The sequence below is a fragment of the Streptomyces sp. NPDC058274 genome (assembly GCF_042881375.1).
Lineage (GTDB): Bacteria > Actinomycetota > Actinomycetes > Streptomycetales > Streptomycetaceae > Streptomyces.
The window spans coordinates 254,820-280,876 of the sequence record NZ_JBHVXW010000009.1 but is presented as its reverse complement, the minus strand read 5'-3'; the positions used below and the strand labels follow the sequence as shown (position 1 = coordinate 280,876).

Annotated in this window: 18 protein-coding genes; 6 read left to right on the top strand and 12 right to left on the bottom strand. The window is 70.3% G+C overall.

Features of this window, described 5'->3' with window-relative positions; translation table 11 throughout:
* Window position 1 precedes the first annotated feature (1 nt).
* The 4 genes from ACFVYF_RS20555 to ACFVYF_RS20540 form a co-directional block, all read right to left on the bottom strand.
* The gene (locus tag ACFVYF_RS20555) at window positions 2–604 is read right to left on the bottom strand and encodes a hypothetical protein (RefSeq protein ID WP_389457211.1); all 603 of its coding nucleotides are present in this window, start codon (window positions 602–604) and stop codon (window positions 2–4) included.
* Window positions 601–2,730 carry a hydantoinase/oxoprolinase family protein gene (locus ACFVYF_RS20550; RefSeq protein WP_389457210.1) on the bottom strand — a complete coding sequence of 710 codons (2,130 nt, stop codon included), beginning with the start codon at window positions 2,728–2,730 and terminating at the stop codon, window positions 601–603. The genes ACFVYF_RS20555 and ACFVYF_RS20550 overlap by 4 nt, the downstream gene beginning before the upstream one ends.
* A 122-nt stretch (window positions 2,731–2,852) precedes the next feature.
* Window positions 2,853–4,463: an FAD-dependent oxidoreductase gene (locus ACFVYF_RS20545; protein WP_389457208.1), complete on the bottom strand. Its 1,611-nt coding sequence runs from the start codon at window positions 4,461–4,463 to the stop codon at window positions 2,853–2,855.
* Window positions 4,464–4,505: 42 nt separating this feature from the next.
* Window positions 4,506–5,618 carry a LacI family DNA-binding transcriptional regulator gene (locus tag ACFVYF_RS20540; protein ID WP_389457206.1) on the bottom strand — a complete coding sequence of 371 codons (1,113 nt, stop codon included), beginning with the start codon at window positions 5,616–5,618 and terminating at the stop codon, window positions 4,506–4,508.
* 190 nt (window positions 5,619–5,808) lie between these two features.
* Here ACFVYF_RS20540 and ACFVYF_RS20535 point away from each other — a divergent pair, with 190 nt between their 5' ends.
* The gene (locus ACFVYF_RS20535; protein ID WP_389457205.1) at window positions 5,809–6,540 is read left to right on the top strand and encodes an MgtC/SapB family protein; all 732 of its coding nucleotides are present in this window, start codon (window positions 5,809–5,811) and stop codon (window positions 6,538–6,540) included.
* A 54-nt stretch (window positions 6,541–6,594) separates the two neighbouring features.
* On the opposite strand, the gene ACFVYF_RS20530 is transcribed toward ACFVYF_RS20535, so the two are convergent.
* The 8 genes from ACFVYF_RS20530 to ACFVYF_RS20495 all read right to left on the bottom strand — a co-directional run bounded on the left by ACFVYF_RS20530 (window position 6,595) and on the right by ACFVYF_RS20495 (window position 18,508).
* Entirely contained in the window at window positions 6,595–8,082 is a 1,488-nt protein-coding gene (locus ACFVYF_RS20530) for an FGGY-family carbohydrate kinase (protein ID WP_389457203.1), read from the bottom strand.
* Window positions 8,083–8,247: 165 nt separating this feature from the next.
* Complete coding sequence (locus ACFVYF_RS20525; RefSeq protein WP_389457201.1) at window positions 8,248–9,522, bottom strand: SGNH/GDSL hydrolase family protein; 1,275 nt, start codon at window positions 9,520–9,522, stop codon at window positions 8,248–8,250.
* On the bottom strand, window positions 9,519–11,936 hold the full coding sequence (locus tag ACFVYF_RS20520) for a glycoside hydrolase N-terminal domain-containing protein (protein ID WP_389457199.1): 2,418 nt from the start codon (window positions 11,934–11,936) through the stop codon (window positions 9,519–9,521). The genes ACFVYF_RS20525 and ACFVYF_RS20520 overlap by 4 nt, the downstream gene beginning before the upstream one ends.
* A 123-nt stretch (window positions 11,937–12,059) precedes the next feature.
* Entirely contained in the window at window positions 12,060–13,892 is a 1,833-nt protein-coding gene (locus tag ACFVYF_RS20515; RefSeq protein ID WP_389457197.1) for an alpha-galactosidase D, read from the bottom strand.
* A 78-nt stretch (window positions 13,893–13,970) separates the two neighbouring features.
* The gene (locus tag ACFVYF_RS20510; protein WP_389457195.1) at window positions 13,971–14,897 is read right to left on the bottom strand and encodes a carbohydrate ABC transporter permease; all 927 of its coding nucleotides are present in this window, start codon (window positions 14,895–14,897) and stop codon (window positions 13,971–13,973) included.
* The gene (locus ACFVYF_RS20505) at window positions 14,894–15,826 is read right to left on the bottom strand and encodes a carbohydrate ABC transporter permease (RefSeq protein WP_389457193.1); all 933 of its coding nucleotides are present in this window, start codon (window positions 15,824–15,826) and stop codon (window positions 14,894–14,896) included. Before ACFVYF_RS20505 ends, ACFVYF_RS20510 begins: the two co-directional genes overlap by 4 nt.
* Before the next feature lie 26 nt (window positions 15,827–15,852).
* Complete coding sequence (locus ACFVYF_RS20500) at window positions 15,853–17,169, bottom strand: ABC transporter substrate-binding protein (RefSeq protein ID WP_389457191.1); 1,317 nt, start codon at window positions 17,167–17,169, stop codon at window positions 15,853–15,855.
* Between the two features lie 160 nt (window positions 17,170–17,329).
* The gene (locus ACFVYF_RS20495) at window positions 17,330–18,508 is read right to left on the bottom strand and encodes an ROK family protein (protein WP_389457190.1); all 1,179 of its coding nucleotides are present in this window, start codon (window positions 18,506–18,508) and stop codon (window positions 17,330–17,332) included.
* A gap of 183 nt (window positions 18,509–18,691) precedes the next feature.
* On the opposite strand from ACFVYF_RS20495, the gene ACFVYF_RS20490 reads away from it, so the two are divergent.
* The 5 genes from ACFVYF_RS20490 (at window position 18,692) to ACFVYF_RS20470 (ending at window position 26,006) form a co-directional block, all read left to right on the top strand.
* A complete protein-coding gene (locus ACFVYF_RS20490) occupies window positions 18,692–20,815 on the top strand; it encodes an alpha-galactosidase (RefSeq protein ID WP_389457188.1) in 2,124 nt (707 codons plus the stop codon).
* 485 nt (window positions 20,816–21,300) lie between these two features.
* A complete protein-coding gene (locus ACFVYF_RS20485) occupies window positions 21,301–22,464 on the top strand; it encodes a glycoside hydrolase family 64 protein (protein ID WP_389457264.1) in 1,164 nt (387 codons plus the stop codon).
* A gap of 98 nt (window positions 22,465–22,562) precedes the next feature.
* On the top strand, window positions 22,563–23,663 hold the full coding sequence (locus ACFVYF_RS20480) for a substrate-binding domain-containing protein (protein WP_389457187.1): 1,101 nt from the start codon (window positions 22,563–22,565) through the stop codon (window positions 23,661–23,663).
* 345 nt (window positions 23,664–24,008) lie between these two features.
* Window positions 24,009–25,037 carry a hydroxyacid dehydrogenase gene (locus tag ACFVYF_RS20475; protein WP_389457185.1) on the top strand — a complete coding sequence of 343 codons (1,029 nt, stop codon included), beginning with the start codon at window positions 24,009–24,011 and terminating at the stop codon, window positions 25,035–25,037.
* A gap of 291 nt (window positions 25,038–25,328) precedes the next feature.
* Entirely contained in the window at window positions 25,329–26,006 is a 678-nt protein-coding gene (locus ACFVYF_RS20470; protein WP_389457183.1) for an AIM24 family protein, read from the top strand.
* Window positions 26,007–26,057 lie beyond the last annotated feature (51 nt).

The following is a 26,057-nucleotide window of genomic DNA, read 5'->3' as shown; positions in this document are numbered from 1 at the left end:
GTCACCTCTGTCTTCCGGGTGCGCGCACCGCGGCGGCGAGCGCGACGGTGAGCAGGAGGGGGCTGCGGCCGAGTCCGCAGGCGGTACGGGCGTAGGCGTGGGCGGCGATCTCCTCGGCCCCCGCGACATGGCCGAGGACACGGAAGCGGCCGATCCGCAGGGCGGTGTGCCCGATCGCCGCTCTGAAGGCGGTCCTGTTCTCGGCGCGGTAAAGCAGCGCGTGCGCCGTCTCATGGGCGAGAGCCGCGGCCCGCACGGACCCGACGGGATACCAGGAGCGCCAGCCGAGTTCGTCGATCAGCGTCTCGGCCCGGTCGATGGTGTCGGTGTACAGCTCGACGGTGGCAGGGCGCGAGGAGTAGCGGGCGAGCAGCAGCTGCCCGAGTCCGTCGTCACGCTCCACGATCCGGGCGGGGCACGGCGGACCGGGTTCGAGTGCCGAGCCGAACGCGTCGGCGGCCCGGGCCCATCGGCGCAACAGGGCCGGGTCACGCCCTTCGTGCGTGGGCGTGGCAGCCAGCAGTCGTACGGCCAGGTCCAGGTCGTCCGTCAGCGGTCGGGCGACGCTCTCCTCGCCCTTGACTCCCGTGGGCACTCCGCTCATGACCGCACCTCCAGGACGGCGACCACCGGCTCGTCGGCCGCGCGGTCGCGCATCTCGCTGCGGGCCAGCGCGAGCAGTGGCTGCGGGTCGAGCACGCCGGAGAGGTCGGCGATGCGGGAACCGAGGAGCAGCCGCAGCGCGGGGGCGCGCACGCCGCCGTCGCCGTACGACGTCGCCTCCCGCACGAGGTGCGCGAGGAGTTCGGGGGCGGCTGCCACGGTGGTGGCGGTCACGCGCGCGTCCGGGGAGTGCAGGCGTACGACACCGTCGGCGTCGACGACGCGCACGGGACGCCGGGGAGCACGCAGCCGGCGGCGCACCTCGGTGCCGTAGACCGTGTGGGCCGGTGTGCCGGCGAGGATCCGGACCTCGGCCGGGTCGGTCTTGAGGCTGGCGGCGGCCGCGGCGAGGCGTTCGGTGGCGTCGGCGCTGTGCGAGCGGTCCTGGGTGCGCAGTTCGGTCGCCCCGGTGGCGATGGCGCGCACGGTGCTGGTCTGCGGGTCGACGGTCACCTCGACCTCGACGCCGTCGGGCGCGGCGCCCTGGTCGACGACGGCCCGCTCGGCCTCGGCCCGTACGGCGAGGATCTGCTCCTGGCCGGCGCCCGGGATGATCCGCTCGATCTGCTCCCGCAGCAGCGCGAGCGCCACTCCGATGGGACTGATGACCTCGCTGTGCCGGGCGATCCTGCCCTCCATCCCGGTCAGCGCCGCCAGATGAGGTGTGACGGATGCGGCCCCTCCGCCGCCGCCGACGAGGACCGCCGTGTCGGGGTCGAGTCGGTAGTCGCGGACGAGCGAGTCCACCACGGACCTCACCTGCGCGACGCCGGCGTCGAGGATGCGCGCGGCCGCGGTCGGCACGTCCACGCCGAGGGCGGCGGCGAGAGGCGCGATGGCGGCCTTCGCCACCTCCTGGTCACTGCGTGCGAAGTCACCTTCGGGAACACGGCCGAGGGCATTGGCCGCGCACGTCAGGGTGATCGCGAACCGTCCGCCCGCCGCGTCCAGCACCACGTAGTCATCGGGGTCGTCCGGCATCGGGCGCACCGTGGCGAGCGTCGCGTCGCGCAGGTCGTCCAGGTCGGCGTAGCAGGCGTAGGACAGTCCCGCGATGTGGGCGCTGCGCGGCCCGACCGTCGTGACGCGGCCGTGGGCAACACGGACCATCGAGCCGCCGCCGACCCCGACGGTGCGTACGTCGAGCGCGTTGAGGTACGAGGTCCTGCCGAGCATGGTGGCGTGCCGGACGGCGACCCGGCCGCGCCGGACGACGCTGATGTCGGTGGAGGTGCCGCCGGTTTCCAAGAAGACGCCCTCACTGATCCGCTCCTGCATCAGGGCACCGGCGACACCGGCCGCAGGGCCGGACAGTACGGTCAGCAGCGGACGGCGCCGCATCTCGTCCAGTGCCATGACCCCGCCGTCGCAGCGCATGACCATCAGCGGTGCCGTGACCCCGGCCTTGGTGATGGACGCGTCGACGAGGTCCGCGGTGGCCAGCATGCGCGGCAGGATGGCCGCGTTGACGACGGCGGTGCGGGTCCGCTTGTGCAGCCCGTACAGCGAGGTGATCTCGTGCGCCGCCGTCATCGGGAGCCCGGCGGAGCGGGCCGCCTCCAGCACGGCCCGCTCCCCCTCGGGCCGGTCAACGGCGAACGGCTCGGTGGCGACGAGGACTTGGGCTCCGCCGTCGCTCAACTCCCGGACGGCTTCACGGACGGCCGCGGTGTCGTCCGGGTCGGCGACGTGCGCGTAGACGAGCGGAAGCCTTTTCCCGGGGGCGAGTTCGAGCCTGCCGAGGGCGGCCAGCCGGCGGGTGAGGAAGGCGCCGGGTCCGGTGCCGACGCCGATCAGGCCGACGGTGGCGACATCGCCCTCCAGCAGGGCGTTGGTGGCCTGAGTGGTGCCGTGCGCCAGGAACGCGACATCGGCGGGAGCGCGGTCGACCTGCCGCAGCAGCCGGTCCAGCGCCTCGACGATGCCGTGCGCGACACCGTCCTCGTGATGGTGACTGGTCGGGACCTTGACCTGTCCCAGCAGTCGCAGCGTCGTGGCGTCCACGGCCACGGCGTCGGTGAAGGTTCCGCCCACGTCGATGCCGACGCGGACGCGGTGGGTGGTCATGCCGGAACACCTCCTTGTGCTGTGTCGGTGGTGCGCGGGCGGTCGCCGGGCGGGCCGGATGGAGTCGGCCCGCCCGGCTCACGCACCGGATACGGCGGCCGGGGCGCGCCGTGCGCACCGGTTCAGTAGCCGCGTACGTCGGGCCAGTGGCGCTGCACTCCGTCGCGGTCGAGCAGGCGCGCGAACGCCTCGAACCTCTTGTCCTCGGCCTGCACCTGGTGCGGTTCGACGTCCTCGGTCAGGCAGTGGGCGGCGAGCGCGCCGGCGACCTCGCCGACGTTCCACTCCACGGGGTGCAGCCGGTAACAGCCGTTGGTGATGTGGGTCGTGCCGATGTTCTTGCCCGCGGGCAGCAGATTGCGGACCCGTCGTGGCACCAGCGCCCCGAGCGGAATCTCGAAGGGAACGGAGCCGATGTCGATGTAGGTGTCGCCTCCCGTCGAGGGGTGGAGGTCGATGCGGTAGCCGCCGACGCCCACGGAGTCGCGGTACTTGGTTCCGCCGTACGGGCCGACCAGGTCGATCGCCACGTCGTGCTCGGTGACGGTGGTGACGGCCTTGATCCGGCGTGACTCGCGGACGTAGGGGGCCTTCGCCAGGCCGTCGGCGGTGCCGGTCACGTCGGGGCGCGCCCGCAGGCCGGGGAAGCCGGTGCCGCCGTCCGCGCGGGGGGCCTCGGTCTGCAGCCAGTACAGGACCGACAGGGACAACTGCCGTGCCTCGGCGACCGCTTGGGCTCCGGTCTCGGCGCCGGCTCCGATCAGGGGCTTCAACCAGTAGTCGTTGAGCGGCCAGTTGACGAGCGTGATGTCGGAGTCGAAGGCGCCGGGCCGGTGCAGCCTGCGTGCCAGGATGCGGCGGAAGCCCCACAGTTCCTTGTCGCCGGCGTCCGCGCTCTGGTCGGCGCTCACGTCGAGCGGGTCGAGGTCGGGGTTGGGGACGAAGGTGCGCGGGACGGGCTCCAGGGAGCGCGGGTCGGGCGCCTCGAAGCCGAGGAGCGGGCCGGGCCAGAAGTCGGGGCGGTAGTCCCGCCAGAAGCCGTAGCCCTCGGGGCGGTCGACGGTGTGGTCCTCGCCCTCGTGGTGGGAGAGCGCGAAGCACACGGTGATGCCCTGCTGGTTGAGCGGCTGGGCCCGGTCGGGGGCGTGCGGTTCGTCGTACTCGGACCGCGCCTCGGCGCCGCAGCCGTGCTCGACGCCCGCCAGGTCCAGGAGTTCGCCGGTCTCGGTGGCGTCGATGACGTAGCGGGCGGCAACGGTGACGCGCCGGCCTTCGAGGCGTCCTTCCAGGGTCACGGCTCGTACGACGTCGTGGTCGGACTCGGCCGCGACGGGCCGGTGTTCGGTGAGGACGGTCAGGCGTCCGGCCGCCCGGTGGGGCGCGAGCATGGCCTCCAGGACGGCCAGGGCCACCCGCGGCTCGTGGCAGAGCTTGCTGACCCGTCCGGCGCCCGGGTTGAGGTCCGTCAGCGCGAGCGCCTCGGCACGCATCGGGTACCACTGCCGGTAGAACTGCCTGATTCCCTCGCGCAGTTGACGGTACGAGGCGGTTGTCCCGAACTGCTCGACCCACGGGTGCTCGTCGGGCGGCACGGCCTGCGAGGTGAGCTGTCCGCCGATCCAGTCGGTCTCCTCGGTGAGCACGACGCTGCGTCCGGCCCGGCACGCGGCGAGTGCGGCGGCCACGCCGCCGAGTCCGCCGCCCACGATGAGGATGTCGGCTTCCGCTGTCACGCTTCTCCTTGCTGGTTGTTCGGCCACGGAGGGGTGCGGTGGTCAGGGCTGCTCCGGCGGCCTCCCCGTGGTCGTACCGGGCCGGAAGACGCAGGCGACCAGGGGTTCCTCGGCCTCCTCCCCGGCGACGCGGGCGGCCAGCAGCCGGACCGCGGCCGCACCCAACTCGGGCCGGGGGATGTCGAATCCGGTGGGCTGCGGTCCTGCGGCGAGATCGGCGGGCGGACTGCCGAGCAGGGCGAGCGACAGGTCGTCGGGGCAGCTGAGGCCGGCCGCGTCCACGGCCCCGCGGAGGGCCCGCCAGGCGGCCCCGGTGTCGGTCTCCTCCGCGACGAACGCGGTGACACCCTCGGCAAGCCAGCGGCGCAACCGCTCGGGGGTGAGGTCCCTCTCCGGGTCGGCCGTGCGGAAGACGGCTCCGGGCCCGCCCGCCAGCCCGGCCGCCTCCAGCCCTTCCAGGAAGCCCTGTTGCCGGTCGGTCGAGGCCGGAGCGTCGTCGTCCTCGCGGATCAGCACGATACGGCGATGGCCCAGGGCCGCCAGATGCCCGACGACCTCGCCGCTTGCGCTGACGTAGTCGGCGCCCACCGAGGGCAGCCCTTCGAGTTCGTCGCGCCGTCCGAGGTGCACGACCGGGAAGCCGTCGGCGACCATCCGCTTCAGCTCGGCGACCGGCGCGTGCCGGCCGAGGAACAGACAGCCGTCGGCGAGCCGGACCCTGCTCAGCGCGTCGGGCCCGGAGGCCCCCGCGCCGCCCGAGCTCGACCCCGTGAAGAGCACCAGGTCGTAGCCGCGCGCGGCGGCCTCCTGCTCCACGCCGACGAGGAAGGGGTAGTACGAGTGCTGCACATCGGTGGGGAAGGTGGCCGTGAAGCTGAACACGCCGAGGAGGTTGTTGCGGGCCGCGGCCAGTCGCTGCGCGGCGGGGTCCGGCACGTAGCCGAGGCTACGGGCCGCGTCGAGCACCCGCTGCCGTGTCTCCGCCGAGATCACCGCGCCCTGCGCCTTGTCCGACAGCACGATCGAGACCGTGGCCTGGGAGACCCCGGCCAGCCGGGCGACCTCGGCCTGCCGCGGACGGGGCGCGCGTCCGGCCGCCGTGGGCGTACGACCGCGCCCGGACCGCTTCCTGGGTTGCTCCACTTGCTCCACCATGCTCCTCACCCGGCCCGGCACGACCGCCGCACCGACCACTGATGCGTATTACTGATGCGCATCACTAATGCGTATGAGTGAGCACTGTGGGCGCCTCGCCACCGTCGGTCAAGGGTTCTGACAGGAATGGGCCGAAGCGGGGTAGGCGCACCGGAAGTCGGTACGGCGGTTACGGCTGGGGAGGTTGAGCATGCGGGAGCCGGTGGTCTCGTTGTGGGACGTGGGCAACGGACAGGGCCTGCGTCAGCTGGCCGAACTGGGGCTCGCGCTGCTGTTGTCGAGCCTCATCGGCTGGGAGCGGGCCGCCCAGCAGAAGAGCGCGGGGATGCGTACCCACACCCTCGTCGGCATCGCCAGCGCGCTGATGATGGAGATCTCCCAGTACGGCTTCACCGACGTACTCGGCCTGGACAACGTCTCCTTCGACCCCTCCCGCGTCGCCGCGCAGATCGTCTCCGGGATCGGCTTCATCGGCGGCGGCCTCATCTTCGTACGCCGGGACGCGGTGCGCGGACTCACCACGGCCGCCACCATCTGGCTCACCTGTGCGGTCGGCATGGCCTGTGGCGGCGGTCTGCCGGTCCTCGCCGTCGCCACCACCGCCCTGCACTTCCTCGTCGTGCGCGGCTATCCCCCGCTCGTCGCCCGGCTGTCCCCCGCCACCTCCGCCACCACCTCCGAGATCCGGCTGACCTACCGCACGGGCGCCGCGCTGCTGCCCCGGCTGATGGAGCAGTGCACCCGGCGGGGCTTCCGCATTCTGCAGGTCAGGGTCGACCGGCTGCCGGGAGGCACGGACCCGGCCGCGCGCGTCCTGCTGCGCCTGGAAGGCACCGCCGACGTGGGAAGGCTGGGCTCGGACCTGTTCCAGGACGAGGGCGTCATCGACGTGGACGTGACGATGGAGGCCGACGACGAATGATCCCGCTCGTACGCCCGGGAGGCCGTGCTGTTTCGGCCCTGGAGGCGACAGTGGTCAACGCGGGGGTGCGCCGCTCGTGTCGCGCCCGCGGACGGCGAGCGCGTGGGCGATGTCCTGGGTTGCCGGGTACAGGCGCAGATAGAGGTCGTACAACTCGTCGTAGGACGCGCGGAGACGAGGGTCGGGCGTGATGGTTTCCCGTACGGGGTTCCAGGCGTCGATGTCCGGGGAGCCCACGGCGCTCGCGGCCAGGAACGCGGCACCGTAGCTCGCCCCGAGGGTGACGGCGCGCACCTCCTGCTCCAGGCCGGCCGCGTCGGAGACGATCCGCGTCCACAGACCCCCACGGGTGCCGCCGCCGACGGCCACGACACGGCGGAGGTCGGCGCCGGCCGCGCGCATCGCCTCGACGTTGTGCCGAACTCCCAGCGCGGTCGCCTCCAGGGCGGCGCGGTACAGATCGCCGCGCGTGTGCTCCACGGTCAGTCCCGCGATGACGCCGCGTGCGTCCGGGTCCGCGACCGGTGTCCGCTCGCCCGCGAAGTACGGCAGCATCAGCAGGCCGCGTGCGCCGAGCCCCGACGCCTCGGCCTCGGCGAGCAGCGCGGAGTGGTCGGGCGCGCCGAACAGCTGCCGCAGCCAGTCGGTGATCATTCCGGAGGTCGCCATACCGCCCGCGAGACTCCGTGTTCCGGGCAACGCCCCTACGGTGCTCCACAGTTGGGGCACCAGGAGCCGCTCGGCGACCGTGTTGATCAGGAACATGGTGCTGCCGTACATGAGCATCAGATCCCCGACGCGCTGGGCGCCCACGCTCAGCGCCTCCGACCAGGCGTCGATCGTGCCGGTGACGACGGGGGTGCCGACGGGCAGCCCGGTGGCGGCGGCCGCCTCCGCCGTGAGGTGTCCGGCGATGTCGCCGGGCCAGCGCAGCGGCGGCAGTTCGATGTCCGGTGCGATACGGCGGGCCCAGGGGCCGTACCAGTCCTGGGCGACGGAGTCGTAGAGCGGCACGGCCTGGCTCGCCGAATGGTGGTCGAGCACATACGCGCCGGTCAGCCGGTGGACCAGGTAGGAGCTGGGCATGTACAGCCGCCGGGCCCTGGCCACCACGTCCGGTTCGTGGCCCGCGAGCCAGGCGATCTTGGGACCGACGGCCTGGGTGGACAGCAGGGAACCGCAGCGGCGCAGGACGGCGTCGCGGCCCAACTCGGCGTCCAGCCGGGCGATCTGAGCGGTGGCGCGGGTGTCGACGCCGTAGAGGATCGCGGGGCGCAGCGGCTCGCCGGCCTCGTCGGCCAGGGCCACGCACGGCCCCATGCCGCTGACGCCGACAGCGGTGACGGAGGTGCCCTCGCTCACCAACTCCCGGGCGAGGGAGACGAATTCGTCCCACCAGATCCGGGCGTCCATCTCGACCTGTCCGGGCCGCGGGCGGTCGACCGTGTGCGGCCGGGTCGCCGTCGCGAGGACCGCCCCGTCCTCGCCGACCAGCACGCCTTTGCTGCTGGAGGTACCGATGTCGACTCCGAGCACCGTCATGGTCGAGAGCGTAGGCGATCTCATCGAGGTCCGGGCGAACCGGCGATGCCCCGGACTCCGGCGTCCGGCGTCCTGCCGTCGCCGGATCGACTCCCGTGCCCGCGGACACGCTCATGCCGCCCCGCGGACGCGGGACGGCATGAGGTGGGGGGTGGGTCAGGTGGCTCAGCGGTCGCAGTTCAGGGCGGCGAGGTCGACCGAGTCGGCCATGGCCTGCATTCCCTTGTCGTTGGGGTGCAGGTGGTCGCCGCCGTCGAAGAACGGAAGGATGAGCTGCGGGTCGTACGGATTACGGGTGATCCTGTCGAAATCCGTCACCGCGTCGAGCTCGCCGCTGTTCCTGATCCAGTCGTTGACACCCTGGCGCACGGCCTCCGACGCGGCGTCGTACTCGTACCAGCCCTTGAAGGGCATGACGGTCGCGCCGACGACACACTTGCCCGCCGCGTGCGCCCGGTCGATGATCTGCTGATAGCCGGCGATCATGTCGTCCACCGTGACACCGCTGTGGGACTTGATGTCGTTGATGCCCTCGAACAGGAACACCGTGCGCACTCCGGCGAGGGAGAGCACATCGCGCTGCATCCTGTTCAGCGCCGCCTGCCCCGCGCCGTCCGAGAGCACCATGTTGCCCGAGATGCCCTCGTTGGCCACGCCCTTCACCGTGCTGCCGGACGCGGCCTGCAGTCGGCGGGAGAGGTAGTCGGGCCAGCGGCGGTTCTCGTCCGTGGTCGAGGCCCAGCCGTCGGTGATGGAGTCGCCGAAGGTGACCACGGAGCCGATCGTCGAGGACGTCTCGACGTTGACGGCGTCCAGCCAGTACCAGGAGCCCATCGGGTCGGTCCAGTTGGCCGCGCCCTCCTCGGCGGCGTGGTTGCCCGCGGTCGCGTAGTTGGTCTGCATCGCCATGCCGTGACCGGTCGTCGGCCCCTGGGCGCCCGTCACGTACAGGCTGATGACCAGATTCGCCTGGGCGGCCAGCTTCCCGGACAGCGGATCGCTGAGCACGGTCTTGCCCGCCGGGACAGTGACGGACGCGGCCCCGCCGAAGGTCAGCTTCCGGTTGGAGCCGCTGACCAGCTGCGCACCCTGCTTCTGCAGCCCCGCGTACGCGCTCGCGAAGGTCACCGGGTTCTCGCCGAACGCGTTCGACAGCCGGATGCGCATGTTGGTGCCGCCGACGCTGGTGCGCACGATCAGCCGGTAACTGCGGTCGGCGGGCCCGGCGCCCTGGCGGTCGGCACTCGCACCCCAGGTGACCACGGAGTGCTTGGCCGTGGGCGCGGCCGGGGCGGCCGCCGTACGGACCGGGGCCTGCTGTCGCGGCTGCGACGGCCCCTTGGCCTGCGCCACCGAGGAGACGGTCAGGGGCACGCAGACCGCCAGGAGCAGCGCCGAGACGACACCGAACGCGCGGCGTCCGTTCCGGCCGGCCCTCATCCGAGGTTCCGCAGGGTGACGGACTCACCGGGCTTGAGGCTGATCTTCTTGGAACCGCCGCCGGCGACGACGGTCGCGGTGCGGCCGCCGACGCTCTTCAGCTTCACCCGGGTGACCTTGCCGTTCTTCCAGCTGAGGTCCGCGACGAAGCCGCCGCGGACGCCCACACCGGAAACCGAGCCGGAGGCCGCCCACGCCTCGGGCAGCGCGGGCAGCAGCTCGATGTGGCCCGGCCGCGAGTAGACCAGCATCTCGACGATCGCGGCGGGGGTGCCGAAGTTGGCGTCGATCTGGAAGATGCCGCGGCCCTGCTCGACCTCGTAGATGTCGAAGAGGTTCTGGGCGCTGCCGTTGCTGCCGTTGGACGACGGCTTCAGGTTGTTGACGATCAGCTGGTAGGCCTTCTCCGCGTTCTTCAGCCGCGCCCAGCACAGGCTGCGCCAGGCGTTGGCCCAGCCGAAGCTGTTCATGCCGCGCGCGGTGAGCAGGGCGGTCGCACCGTCGACGATGTCCTTCGGCGTGGAGCCGTCAGGACGGATCCGGTCGCCGGGGAAGAGCCCGATGAGCGGGGAGAGGTGCCGGTGCGTGGTCTCGCCCAGGTCGTCGGGCGACATCCACTCCTCCAGCCAGCCGGTCTTGGGGCTGACCACGGGGAGGTACAGCCGCTTGCGCAGGCCGTCGACGGTCTTGCGGTAGGCGGTGTCCTTCTTGAGCACCTCGGTAGCGGTGCGGTAGTTGCCGAAGAGGTTCCACACCAGTTCCTGGGCGTATGTGATGCCCTTGGCGTCGAGCGGACCCTGTTCGGGCGACCAGTCGCTGTCGGCGATCAGAACCTCGCGCTTGGTCCCGGACGCGTCGGTGACGGTCGTCGTGATCAGGCGGGCCTCCCAGAACTCCACGGCACCCTTGATGAGGGGGTAGATCTTCTTGAGGTAGGCGCGGTCCTGCGTGTACTCGTAGTGCTCGAACAGGCTCTGGCACAGCCAGGCGTTGCCGGCCGGGTGCCACCACCAGCCGCCCCCGCCATAGGGGTTGGTGGAGATGGCCACGGTCCAGCCGGCGATCTTCCCGCTGGAGTTGCGGTAGCGGTTGGTGGAGTCGTTGAACAGCCGCTGGGTGACGTCGGTCCACGCGGGCAGCTGCGCCAGGCAGTAGTCCGTGTAGGCGTCGAAGCAGTCGGACAGGCCCGCCCGGTCGGCCATCCAGTAGTTCATCTGGATGTTGATGTCGGTGTGGTAGTCCGCCATCCAGTCCGGGTCGTTGCCGTCCAGCCAAGGGCCCTGGAGACCCATCGGCAGGCTGCCCCGCGATCCGGAGATCATCAGGTAGCGGCCGAACTGCAGGTAGGCGGCCTCGAGTTCCGGGTCGGGCACGTCGTCCCGGTGGCGGGCCTGCAGCCGCTCCCAGGTGTCCAGCTCGCGCTGCGCGGCGGACGACTTGCCGAGGTTGATGTCCAGCTGCCCGAACACCGCGCGGAAGTCGGCGACATGGGTGTGCAGCAGGCTGCTCGCCGAGTGCCCGGCCGCGTTCAGGACCTTGGTCCGGGCGAGGCGCTCGGGGACCACGGACGTGTCGCGGAACTTCTTGGCCGCGTCGGGCGCGTAGTTGGTGCCGCCGCTGACGACGACGGTGAGGTCCTTGCAGCCGCTGAAGGAGATCGACGTGCCGTCGACACGGACCCGGCCGGTGCTGCTGCGGGCGGTGACGGCGGCGCCGTACTTCAGGCCGTTGGCGAAGGAGGCACCGAACGAGGCATAGCGGCCTGCGCTGTTGGCGGTGGTGGACTCGCCGTGGGTGCCGGCGAGGGACACGGTGCCGGTGTAGGAGCCGCCGCCCTGCTGGGAGAAGTGCAGGACGATGGCGTCGTCGGGCCGGCTGGCGTAGATCTGCCGTTGGTACGTCACGCCCGAGATGTCGTACGAGGTGCTGATGAGGCCCTGGGCCAGGTCGAGCGTACGGCGGTAGTCGTTGACGTTGCCGAGGTCGTGGTCCGGGATGGCCACGGTGAGCTTGGCCAGCAGTGTCAGGGAGCCGAAGTCGTCGCGCCCGTAGGGGAACTGGCCGTCGCTCTGCAGCTTGTCGTTGAGATGACCGGTCCACAGCGTGGCGTCGGTGATCATCAGGAGTTCGCTGGACGGGTCGTTGCTCGCGAGCGCCCCGAGCCGGCCGTTGCCGACCGGCAGTCCCTGCTCGATCATCGACCCGGAGGAACCGGGGGCCTGCCACCACAGCTGGTTCTTCGCGGCGTCGGCCGCGGACAGCAGAGGCGACTCGGTGGGGCGGGAGGGGGCGGCCGAGGCGGTGAAGGCGGGCAGACCGCCGAGTGCTCCGGCCGCGCCGGCGCCGGCGGCGAGAGCGAGGAAGCCTCTGCGGCTGGGCTTGTTGTCGCGAGGTGCTATGTGCTGGTTGTCCACGGTTGGTGCACTCCATATCCGGGAGCGGCTCATGCGGGAACGACGGTGCGGAGCCGTCGGGGCGGGGTCGGTCTCCCGCGGGGCCGGGGGTCAGGGCACCGGGCCCCGCGGGAAGCAGGTCGGTCAGACGGACTTCGGAACGACGATCCGGTCGATGTCCGGGGCGTATCCGCTGCCGCTGTCGAACGTGATGGTGTTGGTCCCGGCCTTCAGCGCCAGCTGGACACTGACGGTCTCGACCGTGCTCCAGTCGCCCGTGGAGGGGAGCTTCTGGCTGGTGCCGTTGCCGCTGTTGGAGGAGACGGTCACCGAGCGCGCGTCCCCGCTGACGTAGGCGACCTTGACGGTGTAGATGCCGTCCTTCTTCACCGTGACGTCGTTGAACCGCACCTTGCCGCCGGTGTAGAGGTTGCCGACCTTCTTGCCGCCGGAGCAGGCGTCGCAGCCGGCGACGGAGGCGTTGCCCGACAGGGTGTTGGCCGCGGCCTCGGCCTCGTAGCTCGTGGTCGCGAGGGCGCTGCCGCCGGGCTTGATGGTGAACAGCCTCGAGCCGTGCGCCGGCAGGGCAGCGGTGATCTTGTTCTTGTGGGTCCCGAGGCTCGACTTGTTCCACAGGTCGCGCACGGAGGCCTTGCCGGTGAATCCGAGGGAGGCCCAGTGAGCGGTGACCGAGGCCGGCGAGTCGCCGAGGTTGAACAGCGCGACGGTGTAGCTGCCGTCGGCGTTCTTGGTGGCCCAGACCTGCTGGTCGCCGACCGAGGTGACCGGACGCGCCACGGGCGAGGCGTTCTGGTCGACGGCGATGACTTCCTTGTTGGTGAGCAGGGAGACGCCGTAGCTGTCCAGCTTGGTCAGGTCGTCACCGGTGAACAGCGGCGACTTGTTGATGGCCCAGAGCGTCATGTAGCTCTGCCGCTCGGCCTTGGTGAGGCCGTCCATCTCGCCGTTGCCGACGTCGATGGCGTCGAGGTCGTTCCAGCCGCCGGGGCCTGCCTTGCGGCTCCACGCCGGGGCGTCGTCCCATCGGTCGTTGACCGAATTCTCCCAGCTGACAAGGGTGTTGCAGTAGCACTCGACGTCGGTGTCGATGCGCCAGCCGTTGGAGTACTTCTTCCAGTCGGCGGCGTGCCCGATGTCGAGCGACCAGGAGACCTCGAGGTGGATCGGGCGGCCGGTGGAGGCGATGGCCTTGTTCCAGGCGGCGACGTCGGCGACGTTGTTGTAGTTGTCGCCGGTCTTGAACGAGCCCGGGCCCACGCCGTCCAGCTTGAGGAAGTCATAGCCCCAGTCGGCGAACAGCTGCGCCTGCGAGTCGATGTACTTCTGCGCGCAGGCGTTGCCGAAGTCGATCTTGTAGGCGTTGTCCCAGCCGTTGGTGGTGCGCAGGTCCGAGTAGACGATGTCGGCGGTGGTGCAGCCCGGGGCGTTCCAGATCGGCGTCTTGCCGTCGCCGTAGGCGCCCTTCTCCAGGCCGACGGGCAGGTAGATGCCGGCCTTGAGTCCCTTGGAGTGGATGTGGTCGGCGACCGACTTCATGCCGTGCGGGAAGCGCACCGGGTCGGGGGTCTGCCGGCCGTACTGGTCGAACTGGGTCTTCCAGCTCTTGTCCATCCACCAGCCGGCGTCGATGTTCACATGGTCGTAGCCGTACTTCTTCAGCTTGGAGGCGAGCGCGTCCGTCTGCTTCAGGACGTTCTTCTCGGTGAGGTAGCTGTAGTCACCGTCCGGATTGAGGCCCGGGTACTTCGACGACTGCATGCTCCAACTCGACCAGCCCATGTACGGCTTGGCGGCGATGGTGGCGGCACCGGCGGGCTCGGCGGGCGTGTCGGCATGGGCAGCCGGGAAGGCCGTCGCGACACTCGCGGTGAAGGCCAGGGCGACCACGGTTCTTATGGAGCGACGGCCGGAGCGAACGGCCGCTGCGGGCAGGACGGTGTACGAGGATGACCGCATGGGTCGGACCTCCTGGGACGGTGGGCTGCGGGGGCGGTTGGTGCGGGGCGGCTCTTGCCCCTGCGGTCGGGAGGCGGCTCAGCCCTTGCCCGATCCGATGGTGAGTCCGCTGATGAACTGGCGCTGGAGCGCGAAGTAAACCAGCAGCGTGGGGATCGCGGTCATCAATGCTCCGGCCGCAATCAGATTGGGATTGGTGAAGTAGGCACCCTGGAGGTTGGCCAGGGCGGAGGTGACGGGCCGCTTGTCGCCGGTCTCGATGAGCGCGAGCGGCCAGAAGAAGTCGTTGTAGATCCAGATCGATTCGAGGGTCGCCAGGGCGGCGAACGCCGGGCGGCACAGCGGCAGGATGATCTGGAAGAACTGCCGCCAGACCTGGGCACCGTCGACGAGCGCCGCCTCGGAGATCTCCTTCGGGATCGTCTTCATGTAGTTGCTGAGGACGAAGGTGCAGAACCCGCACTGGTAGGCGATGTGGATGAAGATGATGCCCCAGATCGAGTTGTACAGGAGCAGGGAATCGGTCATCCAGTACGGCAGCGGGATCAGCAGGTACAGCTTGTACAGCGGGGTGATGAGGACCTGGGCCGGCAGCAGGTTGCCCGCGGTGAACAGCATCAGCAGGACGATGTTCCAGCGGAAGTCGAACCGGGAGACGAAGAAGGCGACCGCCGCCGAGAACAGCAGGGTGCCCAGGACCGCCGGAACGGTGATGAGGACCGAGTTCCAGAAGAAGTGCGGCATCCCGGACTGTTCCCAGGCGTCCGTGAAGTTGCCGAGGCTCAGGCTGTGCGGCCAGGAGAGATAGCCGTTCTTCGCGGTGTCCGAGTAGGGACGCAGCGAGGTGTAGATCGCCCACAGCAGCGGGATGAGCCAGAGCAGGGCGATGCTGCCCAGCATCACGTGGCGGCCGGCCTGGCTCCGGGGCTTCGAGGGGCCGTCGTGGGACGGGGTCTCTCGCCCGGCCCGCAGACGGGAGGCCGGACGCGGCACGGTCGTGGTCACTGGTCCTCCTTGCGGATGGTCTGGACGAGGAAGGTCCCGATGGCGGCAAGGGAGACCAGGAGCAGGATGACCGCGAGAGCCGACCCGTAACCGATGTGGCTGGACTCGCCGATGATGTTGTCGGTGATGAGCAGGGAGAGCAGCTCCATGCCGGGTTTGCTGCCGACACCGCCACCGAGGACGTACACGATGTCGAAGGCCCGCAGGGACTCCATGACCGTGACGACCAGGATGATGATGTTGACCGGCTTGAGGGCCGGGAAGACCACCCGCAGGAAGGTCTGGCGGCCGTTGGCCCCGTCGAGCGACGCGGCTTCCTTGAGCGCCGGGTCGAAGCCCTTCAGGCCGGCCAGGTAGAGGATCATGATGTAACCGGTGTGCCGCCAGGCCGAAGCGACGAGTACGGCCCACAGGTTGAGGTCGGGGTTGCCGAGCCAGTCGATGTGCTCGCCCGATCCCAGGGAGTTCAGGATGCCGTTGAGGAGCCCCGTGTCCGGGTTGTAGATGATCTCCCAGATGAAGCCGACGACGGCCAGGGAGAGCACCATCGGCAGGAAGATCGCGGTCTGGTAGATCCTGGTGAAGCGGATCTTCCGGTCCAGTTGGTAGGCGAGAAAGATGCCGAACGGTGTGGGCAGCAGAGCCGTGAACAGCAGCCAGATCACGTTGTGCTGCACCGCGGGCCAGAACGGCGGGTAGTTGGTGAAGATCTCCTTGTAGTTCTCCAGGCCGATCCAGTGGATGTCGGCCAGTTCGATGCCGTCCCAGGTGGTGAAGGACAGCGCCAGCGAGGCCAGTGCGGGCAGCCAGACGAAGAAGAGCAGAGCGGCGAGCGGGATGCCGATGATGACGGTCAAGAAGATCCGGTCACCGCGCCCGAGACTGCGGGCGCGCTTGCGGACGGTGCGGAGTGAGGGTACGGAGGACACGGTGCGTGAGACCTTTCCGGTCCTGGTCAGGCCGTGAAGTAGCGCGAGCGCTGCGACTCGATCTTCTTCAGCGTCGCGGTGCCGTCGTCGGGGTGGCTGAGCCACTCGGTCAGGCCGGGCAGTACGACGGTGGAGATGAAGCCCGGGTCACTGTCGCGGTCCGCGAACTGGCTGATGTTCTTGGCGGAGCCGATGAGTTCGGCGGACTTCTTCTGCAGGGGGTTGTACGAACTGGTGGAGGTCTTCTCGTTGACACCGAGGTTGCTCGGGTCGACGCCCGCGTACAGCTCTTCGGTCTGCGCGGTGCCGAGGAACTCCAGGAACTTCTTGGAGCCGTCCTCGTTCTTGGGGCGCTTGCTGAGCATGAAGCCGTCGGTGGGCGCCTCCACGGAATCCTGCCCGTACGCGGAGTCGATCTCGGGGAAGGGGAAGAAGTCGAGGTCGGCGCGGACCGCCTCGTCGGTGATCTGCTGGCCGATGAAGAGGCCGGTGACCGACATGCCGGACTTCTTGTCGATCAGGGACTGTGCGGCGTCCTGCCAGGAACGGCCGCCACCGCTCGCCTGGTAGTAGGGGGTCAGTTCACGCCAGGTGTCGAGGATCGCGACGGCGCGCTTGTCGGTCCAGGACGTCTCGCCGCGCAGCAGGGACATGTGGAAGTCGTAGCCGTTGGCCCGCAGGTCGACGTAGTCGAAGGCGCCGAGGATGCTCCAGGTGTCGCCGCCGCCGTATCCCGAGGTGATCGGGGCGAGGCCGTCCGCCTTCATCTTCTTGGCGAGTGCGACGAACTCGCTCCACTTCTTCGGGACTTCGTAGCCGTGCTTCTCGAACACGCTCTTGCGGTAGAAGACGGCCCACGGGTAGTTGTAGAGCGGCACGAAGTAGTACTTGCCGTCGGCGCCCTTCGAGAGCTGCTTGGCGGCGTCGCTGAAGCCGCCGCCTATCTTGTCCCACACGTCGTCGATGGGGCTGGCGAGGCCCTTCTTGGCGAAGTACTGCATGCGGTAGCCCGCGAACCAGGTGAAGACGTCGTCCGGGGTGCCCTGCAGATACGTGGTGATGCTCTTCTGGAAGGTGTCGTGGTCGACCGTGTTGGTCTTCACCTTCAGTCCGCTGTCCTTGGTGAAGGCGTCGGTGACGGCGGCGTAGGCCTTCTTCGGGGTGGCGTCGGCGCCGTTGGACCCGAAGGTGACGGTCTTCGGGTCGGACCCCGCACCTCCCCCGCCGCACGCGGTCAGGACGGGCGCGGCCAGCGCGGCCGCACCGAGCCCGAACAGGCCACCGGTCACTCTGCGGCGGCTGGGTCCACGCGCAGCCAACGGAATGCGGCTCTGCTGCGTCATCGCAACTCCTCGTGCATGTCAGTACGTATCTGATCTTCAGTGCGGGTCCGCACTCTTTGCGGGTCCGCACCCTTTGCGGGTCTGGGCGTCGGTGCGGGGAGGGGCTCCCGCACCGTCCGGGCCGCGGCTGGTGGCCGGGGTCCGGAGGGGCGAGCGGGGTTCAGCCGGTGTCCGAGGTGATGAAGGACTGGATCGCGGTGGCCGCGGCTCCGCGCGCCCACTCCTCGAACGGCAGGGGCCTGGTCTGTACGTCGCACCGCGCGGCGGAGCCGAAGGCGGCCGCGGCGAACGTGTCGCGGATCTGCTCGGCGAACAGGTCGTAGGCGGCCAGGCCCTCGCCGGAGATGATCACGCGTTCCGGGCCGAGCAGATTGGCGACCGTGGCGATGCCCCGGCCGATGGCCTCGCCGGCCCGTGCGTACACCTCCCGCGCTCCCGGGTCGCCGTCATGGGCCAGGTCCAGGGCCTCGGTGGCGTCCGCCACCTGCACTCCGGTGACCTCCCGGACTCTGGCGACGATCGCGGAGTCGGAGGCGATCGCCTCCACACAGCCGCGGTTGCCGCAGTGGCACAGGGGGCCGGACGGGTCGATGGCCACGTGCCCGATCTCGCCGGACACGCCGTGCGCCCCCGACACGACCTGCCCGTGCACCACGAGACCGCAGCCGATCCCGGCGCCGACGGTCACCACCGCGAAGTCGGACAGACCCACCCCGGCGCCGAACCACTGCTCGGCGACGGTCAGCGCCCGGACGTCGTTGTCGACGGTGACCGGCAGCCCGGTCGTCAGGGCGGCCAGTTCCGCGAGCGGCACATCGCGCCATTCCAGGAACGGCGAGTACCGCACCACTCCGTCGGCTCGGTCCACGTCGCCGGAGACCGCGATGCCCAGGCCCTGGACCCGGACTCCGAACCCGTCGGCCTCCGTCAGCAGTTCCTGGACGAGGGCCGCCGTCGAGGTCAGCACCGCCTGCGGATCGCGGGAGGTGAGCGGCACATGGCGGGCGACCCAGATGCGGCAGGTCAGGTCCGTCAGTACCGCTATCAGTTCGTCGCCCGTCATCTTCACGCCGATGAACAGCGCCCGCCCGCCGTCGACCCGCACCGGATTGGCCGGCCGGCCGAGGGAGGACTGCCGCGCGTCCTCGTCGACGTCCTCCAGCAGGTAGCCGACCTCGATGAGAGGCCGCACCGCCTTGGTGACCGCCGCGGCCGACAGCCGGGTCCGCCCTGCTATCTCCGACCGCGTGAGCGGACCGTGGGACAGCACGGTGGTGAAGATCTGGGAGGCGGTCGGCGTATGGGCCGGGAACGCCTCGGTACGAGAGGTCGAGCGCATGGCCGGAACTTAAGTCCCTTATTTTCTGCTGTCAATGAAAGAAGCAGGATTATCTTGAGTGCCTCCTACAACCGGCACTCCGCCTGCAAAAGACAGACTTGGACAAGGTGTTGACACATGATCGAAGGTCACGGTTGGCTCTCGGTATCTCGTGGCACCACCGGAACGTAAGGACCCCTGTCGATGATCTCCTTCGCCCCGGACTCCGGGGTCTGGCTGCTGGCCACACCGCACACCTCGTACGCGCTGAGGATCGACGAGACCGGCGCGCCCTGCCATCTCGCGTGGGGCCCACGGCTGACCCTCGCGGAAGCCGAGGATCTCGTCGTGCCCCCGGGTCCCGAGACCAGCAGCTTCGAGGGACGGGACCCGGTCGGCGAGGAACTCCCGGTGGACGGTGGCACGCGTTATGGCCCGCCGTCGCTACAGGTCCGTTTCGCCGACGGCTCCCGTGCCTTCGAGTGGCAGCCGGAAGGCCACGACATCGAGGAGAGCGGTCCCGGCGAGAGCGTGCTGGTCCTGCGGTTCCGCGATCGCCGCTACCCCTTGCAGGTCTCGCTCCACTACCGGGTACGCGCCGACACCGACGTCATCGAGCGCTGGACCGTCGTGCGCAACACCGGCGACGAGGCCGTCACCCTGCTGCGGGCCGACTCCGCCGCCTGGGCCCTGCCGCCGCTGCGCGACTACCGGCTCTCCCATGTCACCGGCCAGTGGTCGGCGGAGAGCCAGCTGAGGCGCGACCAACTCCCGTACGGCGAAACGGTGTTGACCAGCCGGCGAGGTATCACGAGCCACCACGCCAACCCCTGGGTGATGCTCGACGCGGGTGAGGCGACGGAGGACCACGGCCGGGTGTGGAGCGCCGCTCTCGCCTGGAGCGGGAGCTGGCGCATCACCACGCAGCGCACGCCTGACGGGCGAGCCGGATTCACCGGAGGCGTCGGCCACGACGGTACGACCGTCCCGCTCGCTCCGGGCGAGGAGTTCACCACTCCGCCGTTCGCCGGGGTGTTCACCGAGGGCGGTTTCGGCGCGGTCAGCCGTGCCTGGCACGCCTTCACGCTGGCCCATGTCCTGCCGCATCCGGACGAGTTCGCGCCGGTGCTGTACAACTCCTGGGAGGCGACGGGCTTCGACGTCGACGAGGTCGGCCAGAAGGCCCTCGCCGAACGGGCCGCGGAGCTCGGCGTCGAGCTCTACGTCGTCGACGACGGCTGGTTCGGAGCGCGCCGCAACGACCGCGCTGGGCTCGGCGACTGGACCCCCGCGCCCGACCGGTTCCCCGACGGGCTCGGGCCGCTGGTCGACGCGGTGCACGGGCTCGGCATGCGCTTCGGGCTGTGGGTGGAGCCGGAGATGGTCAACCCGGACAGCGATCTGTACCGTACGCACCCGGACTGGGTCCTGCACTTCCCCGAGCGCCCCCGCTCCGAGCTGCGCAACCAGCTCGTGCTCAACTTCGCCCGCAGTGATGTCGCGGACTGGGCGTACGGCTGGCTGACCCGGCTCGTCGGCGAGCACGGCATCGACTTCCTCAAGTGGGACATGAACCGGGCGTTCAGCGAGGCCGGCTGGCCCGGCCGGCAGGACGGCGCCGACCGGCTGGGCCCGCAGTACGTGCGCAATCTCTACGGCGTCGTCGACCGGCTGCGTGCGGACCATCCGGCGCTGCGCATCGAGTCGTGCAGCGGCGGCGGCGGGCGCGTCGACCTGGGCATCCTCTCGCGTACGGATCAGGCGTGGGCGTCGGACAACACCGACGCCGCCGACCGGATGGGGATCCAGCACGGTTTCGGCCAGGTCTACCCCGCCCGCACCATGGGCTCCTGGGTGACCGACGTGCCGAACCAGCTCACCGGCCGCACGGTCCCGCTGCGCTTCCGCTTCCATGTCGCCATGGCCGGGGCGCTGGGTATCGGCGGGGATCTCACCCACTGGTCCGAGGAGGAACTGCGGGAGGGGGCCGCCCTGGTGGCCGAGTACAAGAGCGTGCGCCATCTCGTGCAGCACGGCCGGCTGGACCGGCTGTCGCCGCCGGCGGAGGACGCCGAGGCGGTGGTTCAGTACACCGCAGCGGACGGTGCCGAGACCCTGCTGCTCGGGTATCGGCGCGTCTCACGGCACGGCAGCCCGAAGGTTCCGGTCCGGCTCCGCGGTCTGACCCCCACGGCCCGCTACCGCGACACCCGCACCGGCACCGTGCACCACGCCGCGGTACTCGGCGCGTACGGCCTCCACCTCGACCTGCCGGCCGGTGACTGGGCCAGCACGGCCGTGCACCTGGTGCGCGAGCCGGAGGCCTGACCGGCACGCCGGTCACCACCCCTGAACGCGCCGCGGTGACACCGCGGCGCGTTCCGCTTGTCCGGACGCGGCCGGCGGTTCTTCGGCCGAACCCCCTGCCGACCTGTCTCGTGTCCGGACACGCCCGCCGGCCCTTCGGCCGAGCGCGGAGGCGGCCCTGCCGCTCGGCCGGCGTGTCCGGACGCGGCCACCGGTCCGTCGCCCGAGCGCGCACGCCGGCCTACCCCTCGGCGCACAGAACGCGTCCGGCTGCTCGCAGCACGCCGACAGGCCACCCGCCGCACAGCGGCCAACAGCCCGCCACCCGCACCACGTCGCACCGCACGCGTGCCCCACACGAGTCCCTGCGCAATTGGTTGACATGTACGCTACCCGGCGCAATTCTGAGAGCGCTCTCAAAAGAAGCGGACGGCTCCCGTCCGCAACGAATCCACCTCGTGAGGAGGCTGAGGGTGCCCAGAAAACTCAGATGGCGGGCCCTGGCGATGGCCGCGGCCACGCTCGCCGCGGCACTGCTGACGTTCGGGGCTCCGTCCCGCGCCGAGGCCGCCGTCCCGGCGACCATCCCGTTGACCTTCAAGAACAATTCCGGCCGCAGCGACCCGGTCTACATCTACGATTTGGGAACGCTGCTCTCGACGGGCCAGCAGGGCTGGGCCGACGCCAACGGCACCTTCCACGCCTGGCCGGCGGGCGGCAACCCACCGACTCCCGCCCCGGACGCGTCGATCGCTGGACCGGCCAACGGGCAGTCGAAGACGATCCGGATCCCCAAGTTCTCCGGCCGGATCTACTTCTCCTTCGGCAAGAAGCTGGACTTCCGGCTGACCACCGGCGGCCTCGTACAGCCCGCCGTGCAGAATCCCAGCGACCCCAACCGCAACATCCTCTTCAACTGGTCCGAGTACACACTCAATGACAGCGGACTGTGGATCAACAGCACTCAGGTCGACATGTTCTCGGCGCCGTACGCGGTCGGTGTCCAGCTCGCCGACGGCTCCACGAAGAGCACCGGTCACCTCAAGGCAGGGGGATACAACGGATTCTTCAGCGCGCTGCGCGGACAGCCGGGCGGCTGGGCCAATCTGATCCAGACGGCACCCGACGGCACTGTCCTGCGGGCACTCGCCCCGGGTCACGGCATCGAGAACGGTGCGCTGCCGAGCACGGTGATGGCCGACTACGTCAACCGCGTGTGGCAGAAGTACAGCTCCTCGACGCTGACCGTGACACCGTTCGCGAACGAGCCGAACACGAAGTACTTCGGCCGGGTCTCGGGGAACGTCATGAACTTCACCAACAGCGCGGGGGCGGTCGTCACCAGCTTCCAGAAGCCGGACTCCGACAGCATCTTCGGCTGTTACAAGCTGCTGGACGCCCCCAACGACCTGGTGCGCGGCCCGATCTCGCGCACACTGTGCGCGGGCTTCAACCGCTCCACGCTCCTGACCAATCCCAACCAGCCCGACACCAGCTCCGCGGGCTTCTACCAGGACACGGTGACCAACCACTACGCACGGAAGATCCACGCGCAGATGGCCGACGGAAAGGCCTACGCGTTCGCCTTCGACGACGTCGGCAACTACGAGTCGCTCGTCCACGACGGCAATCCGCAGCAGGCGTACGTCACGCTGGATCCGTTCAACTGATCCTTTCCGTCCCGCCGGAGCACACCGGCTTGCCTATATGCTCACTCCCGAAACGCTCAAACGAACATGAGCGATCGCGCCGCGAGGGGATCACGAGCATGCGGGAACCGGGCGATGTCAGACGGCAGCGGATCCTCGCGGTCGTACAGTCGCGAGGAGCGGTCCGGGTGACCGACCTGGCCTCCGAACTGGAGGTCTCGGTCGTCACCGCCCGGCGGGACGTGGAGGAACTGGCCCGGGAGGGCAAACTGCGGCGGGGCCACGGGATCGCCCGTCCGGTGACCGCCGCCAGCGAACCCGCCGTTCCCCCGGCCTTCCGGCCGGCCGCGCCCGGCGGTCCGGTGGCGGTGGTCGTGCCCGAACGGCACACCTACCTGTACGAGACCATGAACGGCGCCCGTGAGGTGCTGGAGGCAGCCGGTCTGCGCATCGTGCTGCACATCGCCCCGCAGGCACCCGGCGCCGAACGCCCCATCGTGGAACGGGCGTTGGCGGACGGCGCCCAGGGGCTGCTGTTCGCGCCCCGCTGGCGTACCGCCGCCCTGCAGGAGGCCGACGGAGAGTGGCTGACGCGGACCGGCGTCCCCACCGTGCTCATGGAACGGCGGCCCCGCCCCGGCAGCCCGCTGCACACCGTCGACTCGGTCTGCTCCGACCACTGGCACGGCATGCACCTGGCGGTGGAGCACCTGCTCTCGCTCGGGCACCGGCGGATCGTGCTGGCGGCCCGCGACGACAGTCCCACGGCCCGCGCGATCCGGGCGGCCTTCGCCGAGATCGTCGCGGCCCGGCCGGAGATCGAGGACTCGCTGGTGGTCCTCAGCGCCCAAAGCGCCGGGACGGAGCCGGGAGCGGTGGTTCCCGACTCCCTGGCGGAACTGCTGCGCGAGCGGGGTGCCACAGCCGCCGTCCTGCACGGCGACGTGGACGCGCTGATGCTCGTCCAGCATCTGGCGGACAACGGAGTACGCGTCCCCGACGACTGCTCGGTGGTGGCGTACGACGACGTGGTCGCGGCGCTCGGCAGCACACCGCTGACCGCGATAGCGCCACCCAAGGCCGAGGTCGGAAGGGTCGCGGCCGAGCTGTTGCTGCACCGCCTCGACAGCGCCGGACGGGCATCCGCCCGGTCACCGCGCCGAGTTGAACTCCTGCCCGAACTGAAGGTGCGGGGCTCCACTCGAACCCTGAGCGTTTGACCGCTTTCGTTTCTTCTGATCGATCTATTGACCCGACCCACTCAGCCGATCAGGATGCCGGTGTCTCGCACCTGAGCCGCAGGAGGCATCCATGCCCGGCCGACCGAGCCGCCGGTCCCTGCTCACCGCAGGCACCGCCGCATCACTGACCGGCATGGTGAGCGGTTGTACCCGTTCGACGAGCGGGAGTTCACCGAGCACGCACGGGGCCGCTCATCGCCGCCTTCGTACTGCTGCAGCGGTTCTGGCGGTCGGGGCCGACGGCGGGAGCCGTGAAATAGGCGCCAACAGGACCGGCGGCACCCGATGTTCCCTACCGCACGCGCAACGCACCTCAGGAGAACGATGCACACCTCCCCCGGCGGCCGCATTCCCCCGCGGACCGCTCTCGCCATGGGACCGGAGGCGGCGACGGCCGTCTTCACTCCCGATGCCCTGGAGTCCCTCGGCCAGGTCTGCGACCTGGTACCGCCGCCCGCCCTGCACGATTTCGGCACCGAACACGCCCACGCCGTGCTGCGGGACGTGGAGGTCCTGGTCACCGGCTGGGGCTGTCCCGTCCTGGACGCGTCGGTGCTCGACCGCGCGCCCAGGCTGCGTGCCGTGGTCCACTCCGCCGGCACCGTGCGCGAGCTCATCAGCCAGGCGTGCTGGGACCGTGGCATCGAGGTGTCCTCCGCCGCCGCGGCCAATGCGCTGCCCGTGGCCGAGTACACGGTCGCGATGATCCTCCTCACCGGCAAACGGGCTCTGGAACGCGCCCGGGACCTGCGCTCCGCACGCCGTCGCGAAGACCCGCTGGGCACGACGCGGGACGTGGGCAACTTCGGTCGCACGGTGGGCATCCTGTCCGCCTCCCTGATCGGCCGCCGCGTGATCGAACTGCTGCGCCCCTACGATCTGAACGTGCTCCTGCACGACCCCTACGTCACCGCCGAGGAGGCGGCCGCACTCGGTGTGGAATCCGTGGGGATCGACGAGTTGTTCGCCCGCTGCGACGTCGTGAGCATCCACACCCCGCTGCTGCCCGCGACCCGCGGGCTCGTCGGCCGGCGGCTGATCGGCGCCATGCGCCCGGACGCGGTGCTCATCAACACCGCGCGCGGAGCCGTGGTCGACCAGGACGCGCTGACCGAGGCCGCCGCCCTCGGCCGTATCCGAGCCGTCCTCGACGTCACCGACCCCGAAGTCCTCCCGCCCGGGCACCCCTTGTGGGACTGCGACAACGTCCTGATCACCCCGCACCTGGCGGGCTCCCAGGGCAACGAGTGGGCGCGGCTGGCCGATCTCGCGGTGAGCGAGGTCGCACGGTGGTCCGCAGGCGACGGCTTCGCCCATCCGGTACGACCCGAAAGGCTGGCCTACCTCGCATGACGATGCCCGGACTCCCCGCCGACGGCGACGGCCGGGCCTTCGACCACGACAACGGCTGGGCTCCGCACGCTGTCCGATGCCCGACGCGCATCTCGCCGGCGACGAGAAGGCCAGTCCGTACGGCCCCCGGCTGCGCGAGCATCCGGAGAGCTTCTCGGCCGGGCTGACCTCAACCGTGCGGCCGTCCGGCCGACCGACGGCACCTGAACCCAGGTTGCAGTTCGGTCCTGGATCGTCCACAAGCTGTTCGCGATCTTGGCGGAACGCATTCCTCCGGGACAGGATGCCCTCATGAAGGGTGATCTCTTTTCCAGTGACCACATGGTGCAGCCGGCCGTCGCGCCCGGCATGTCCCTGCAGAACGCCAAGTCCGTCAAGTACGCCGTCAACGGCGAGATGCTCGCACGCCAGGGGGCGATGATCGCCTGGCGCGGGGCCCTGCAGTTCGAGCGCAAGGGCCAGGGCGTGGGAGGCATGCTCAAGCGGGCGGTCACCGGCGAGGGCCTGCCGCTGATGGCGGTGCGCGGCCAGGGCGAGGCCTGGTTCGCGCACGAGGCGCAGAACTGCTTCATCGTCGACGTCGAGCCGGGCGACGTGTTCACCGTCAACGGACGCAATGTGCTGTGCTTCGACGCCTCGCTGTCGTACGAGATCAAGACCGTCAAGGGCGCCGGCATCAGCGGCGGCGGTCTGTTCAACAGCGTTTTCACCGGACAGGGGCAGTTGGGGCTGATCTGCGAGGGCAACCCGCTGGTCATTCCGGTGTCGCCGCAGCAGCCGGTGTTCGTGGACACGGACACGGTGGTCGGCTGGTCCGCGCATCTGGGGACCTCGCTGCACCGGTCGCAGTCGTTCGGGTCCATGATCCGGGGCGGTTCGGGTGAGGCCGTGCAGCTGAAGCTGGAGGGCAACGGCTTCGTCGTCGTACGTCCCAGTGAGGCGACGCCGCAGAAGCCCCAGCAGCACTGAGCCCGGGAACGGAAGGGGGCGCCCCGCCGAGTGGCGGGGCGCCCTCTCGTA

Excerpts from the sequence above, each read along its gene's own strand:
- ACFVYF_RS20515 (WP_389457197.1), bottom strand. The coding sequence starts at position 13,892 with ATGCGGTCATCCTCGTACACCGTCCTGCCCGCAGCGGCCGTTCGCTCC.
- ACFVYF_RS20535 (WP_389457205.1), top strand. The coding sequence starts at position 5,809 with ATGCGGGAGCCGGTGGTCTCGTTGTGGGACGTGGGCAACGGACAGGGC.
- ACFVYF_RS20470 (WP_389457183.1), top strand. The coding sequence starts at position 25,329 with ATGAAGGGTGATCTCTTTTCCAGTGACCACATGGTGCAGCCGGCCGTC.
- ACFVYF_RS20540 (WP_389457206.1), bottom strand. The coding sequence starts at position 5,618 with ATGGTGGAGCAAGTGGAGCAACCCAGGAAGCGGTCCGGGCGCGGTCGT.
- ACFVYF_RS20490 (WP_389457188.1), top strand. The coding sequence starts at position 18,692 with ATGATCTCCTTCGCCCCGGACTCCGGGGTCTGGCTGCTGGCCACACCG.
- ACFVYF_RS20480 (WP_389457187.1), top strand. The coding sequence starts at position 22,563 with ATGCGGGAACCGGGCGATGTCAGACGGCAGCGGATCCTCGCGGTCGTA.
- ACFVYF_RS20530 (WP_389457203.1), bottom strand. The coding sequence starts at position 8,082 with ATGACGGTGCTCGGAGTCGACATCGGTACCTCCAGCAGCAAAGGCGTG.
- ACFVYF_RS20495 (WP_389457190.1), bottom strand. The coding sequence starts at position 18,508 with ATGCGCTCGACCTCTCGTACCGAGGCGTTCCCGGCCCATACGCCGACC.
- ACFVYF_RS20550 (WP_389457210.1), bottom strand. The coding sequence starts at position 2,730 with ATGACCACCCACCGCGTCCGCGTCGGCATCGACGTGGGCGGAACCTTC.
- ACFVYF_RS20475 (WP_389457185.1), top strand. The coding sequence starts at position 24,009 with ATGCACACCTCCCCCGGCGGCCGCATTCCCCCGCGGACCGCTCTCGCC.
- ACFVYF_RS20555 (WP_389457211.1), bottom strand. The coding sequence starts at position 604 with ATGAGCGGAGTGCCCACGGGAGTCAAGGGCGAGGAGAGCGTCGCCCGA.
- ACFVYF_RS20500 (WP_389457191.1), bottom strand. The coding sequence starts at position 17,169 with ATGACGCAGCAGAGCCGCATTCCGTTGGCTGCGCGTGGACCCAGCCGC.
- ACFVYF_RS20525 (WP_389457201.1), bottom strand. The coding sequence starts at position 9,522 with ATGAGGGCCGGCCGGAACGGACGCCGCGCGTTCGGTGTCGTCTCGGCG.
- ACFVYF_RS20485 (WP_389457264.1), top strand. The coding sequence starts at position 21,301 with ATGGCCGCGGCCACGCTCGCCGCGGCACTGCTGACGTTCGGGGCTCCG.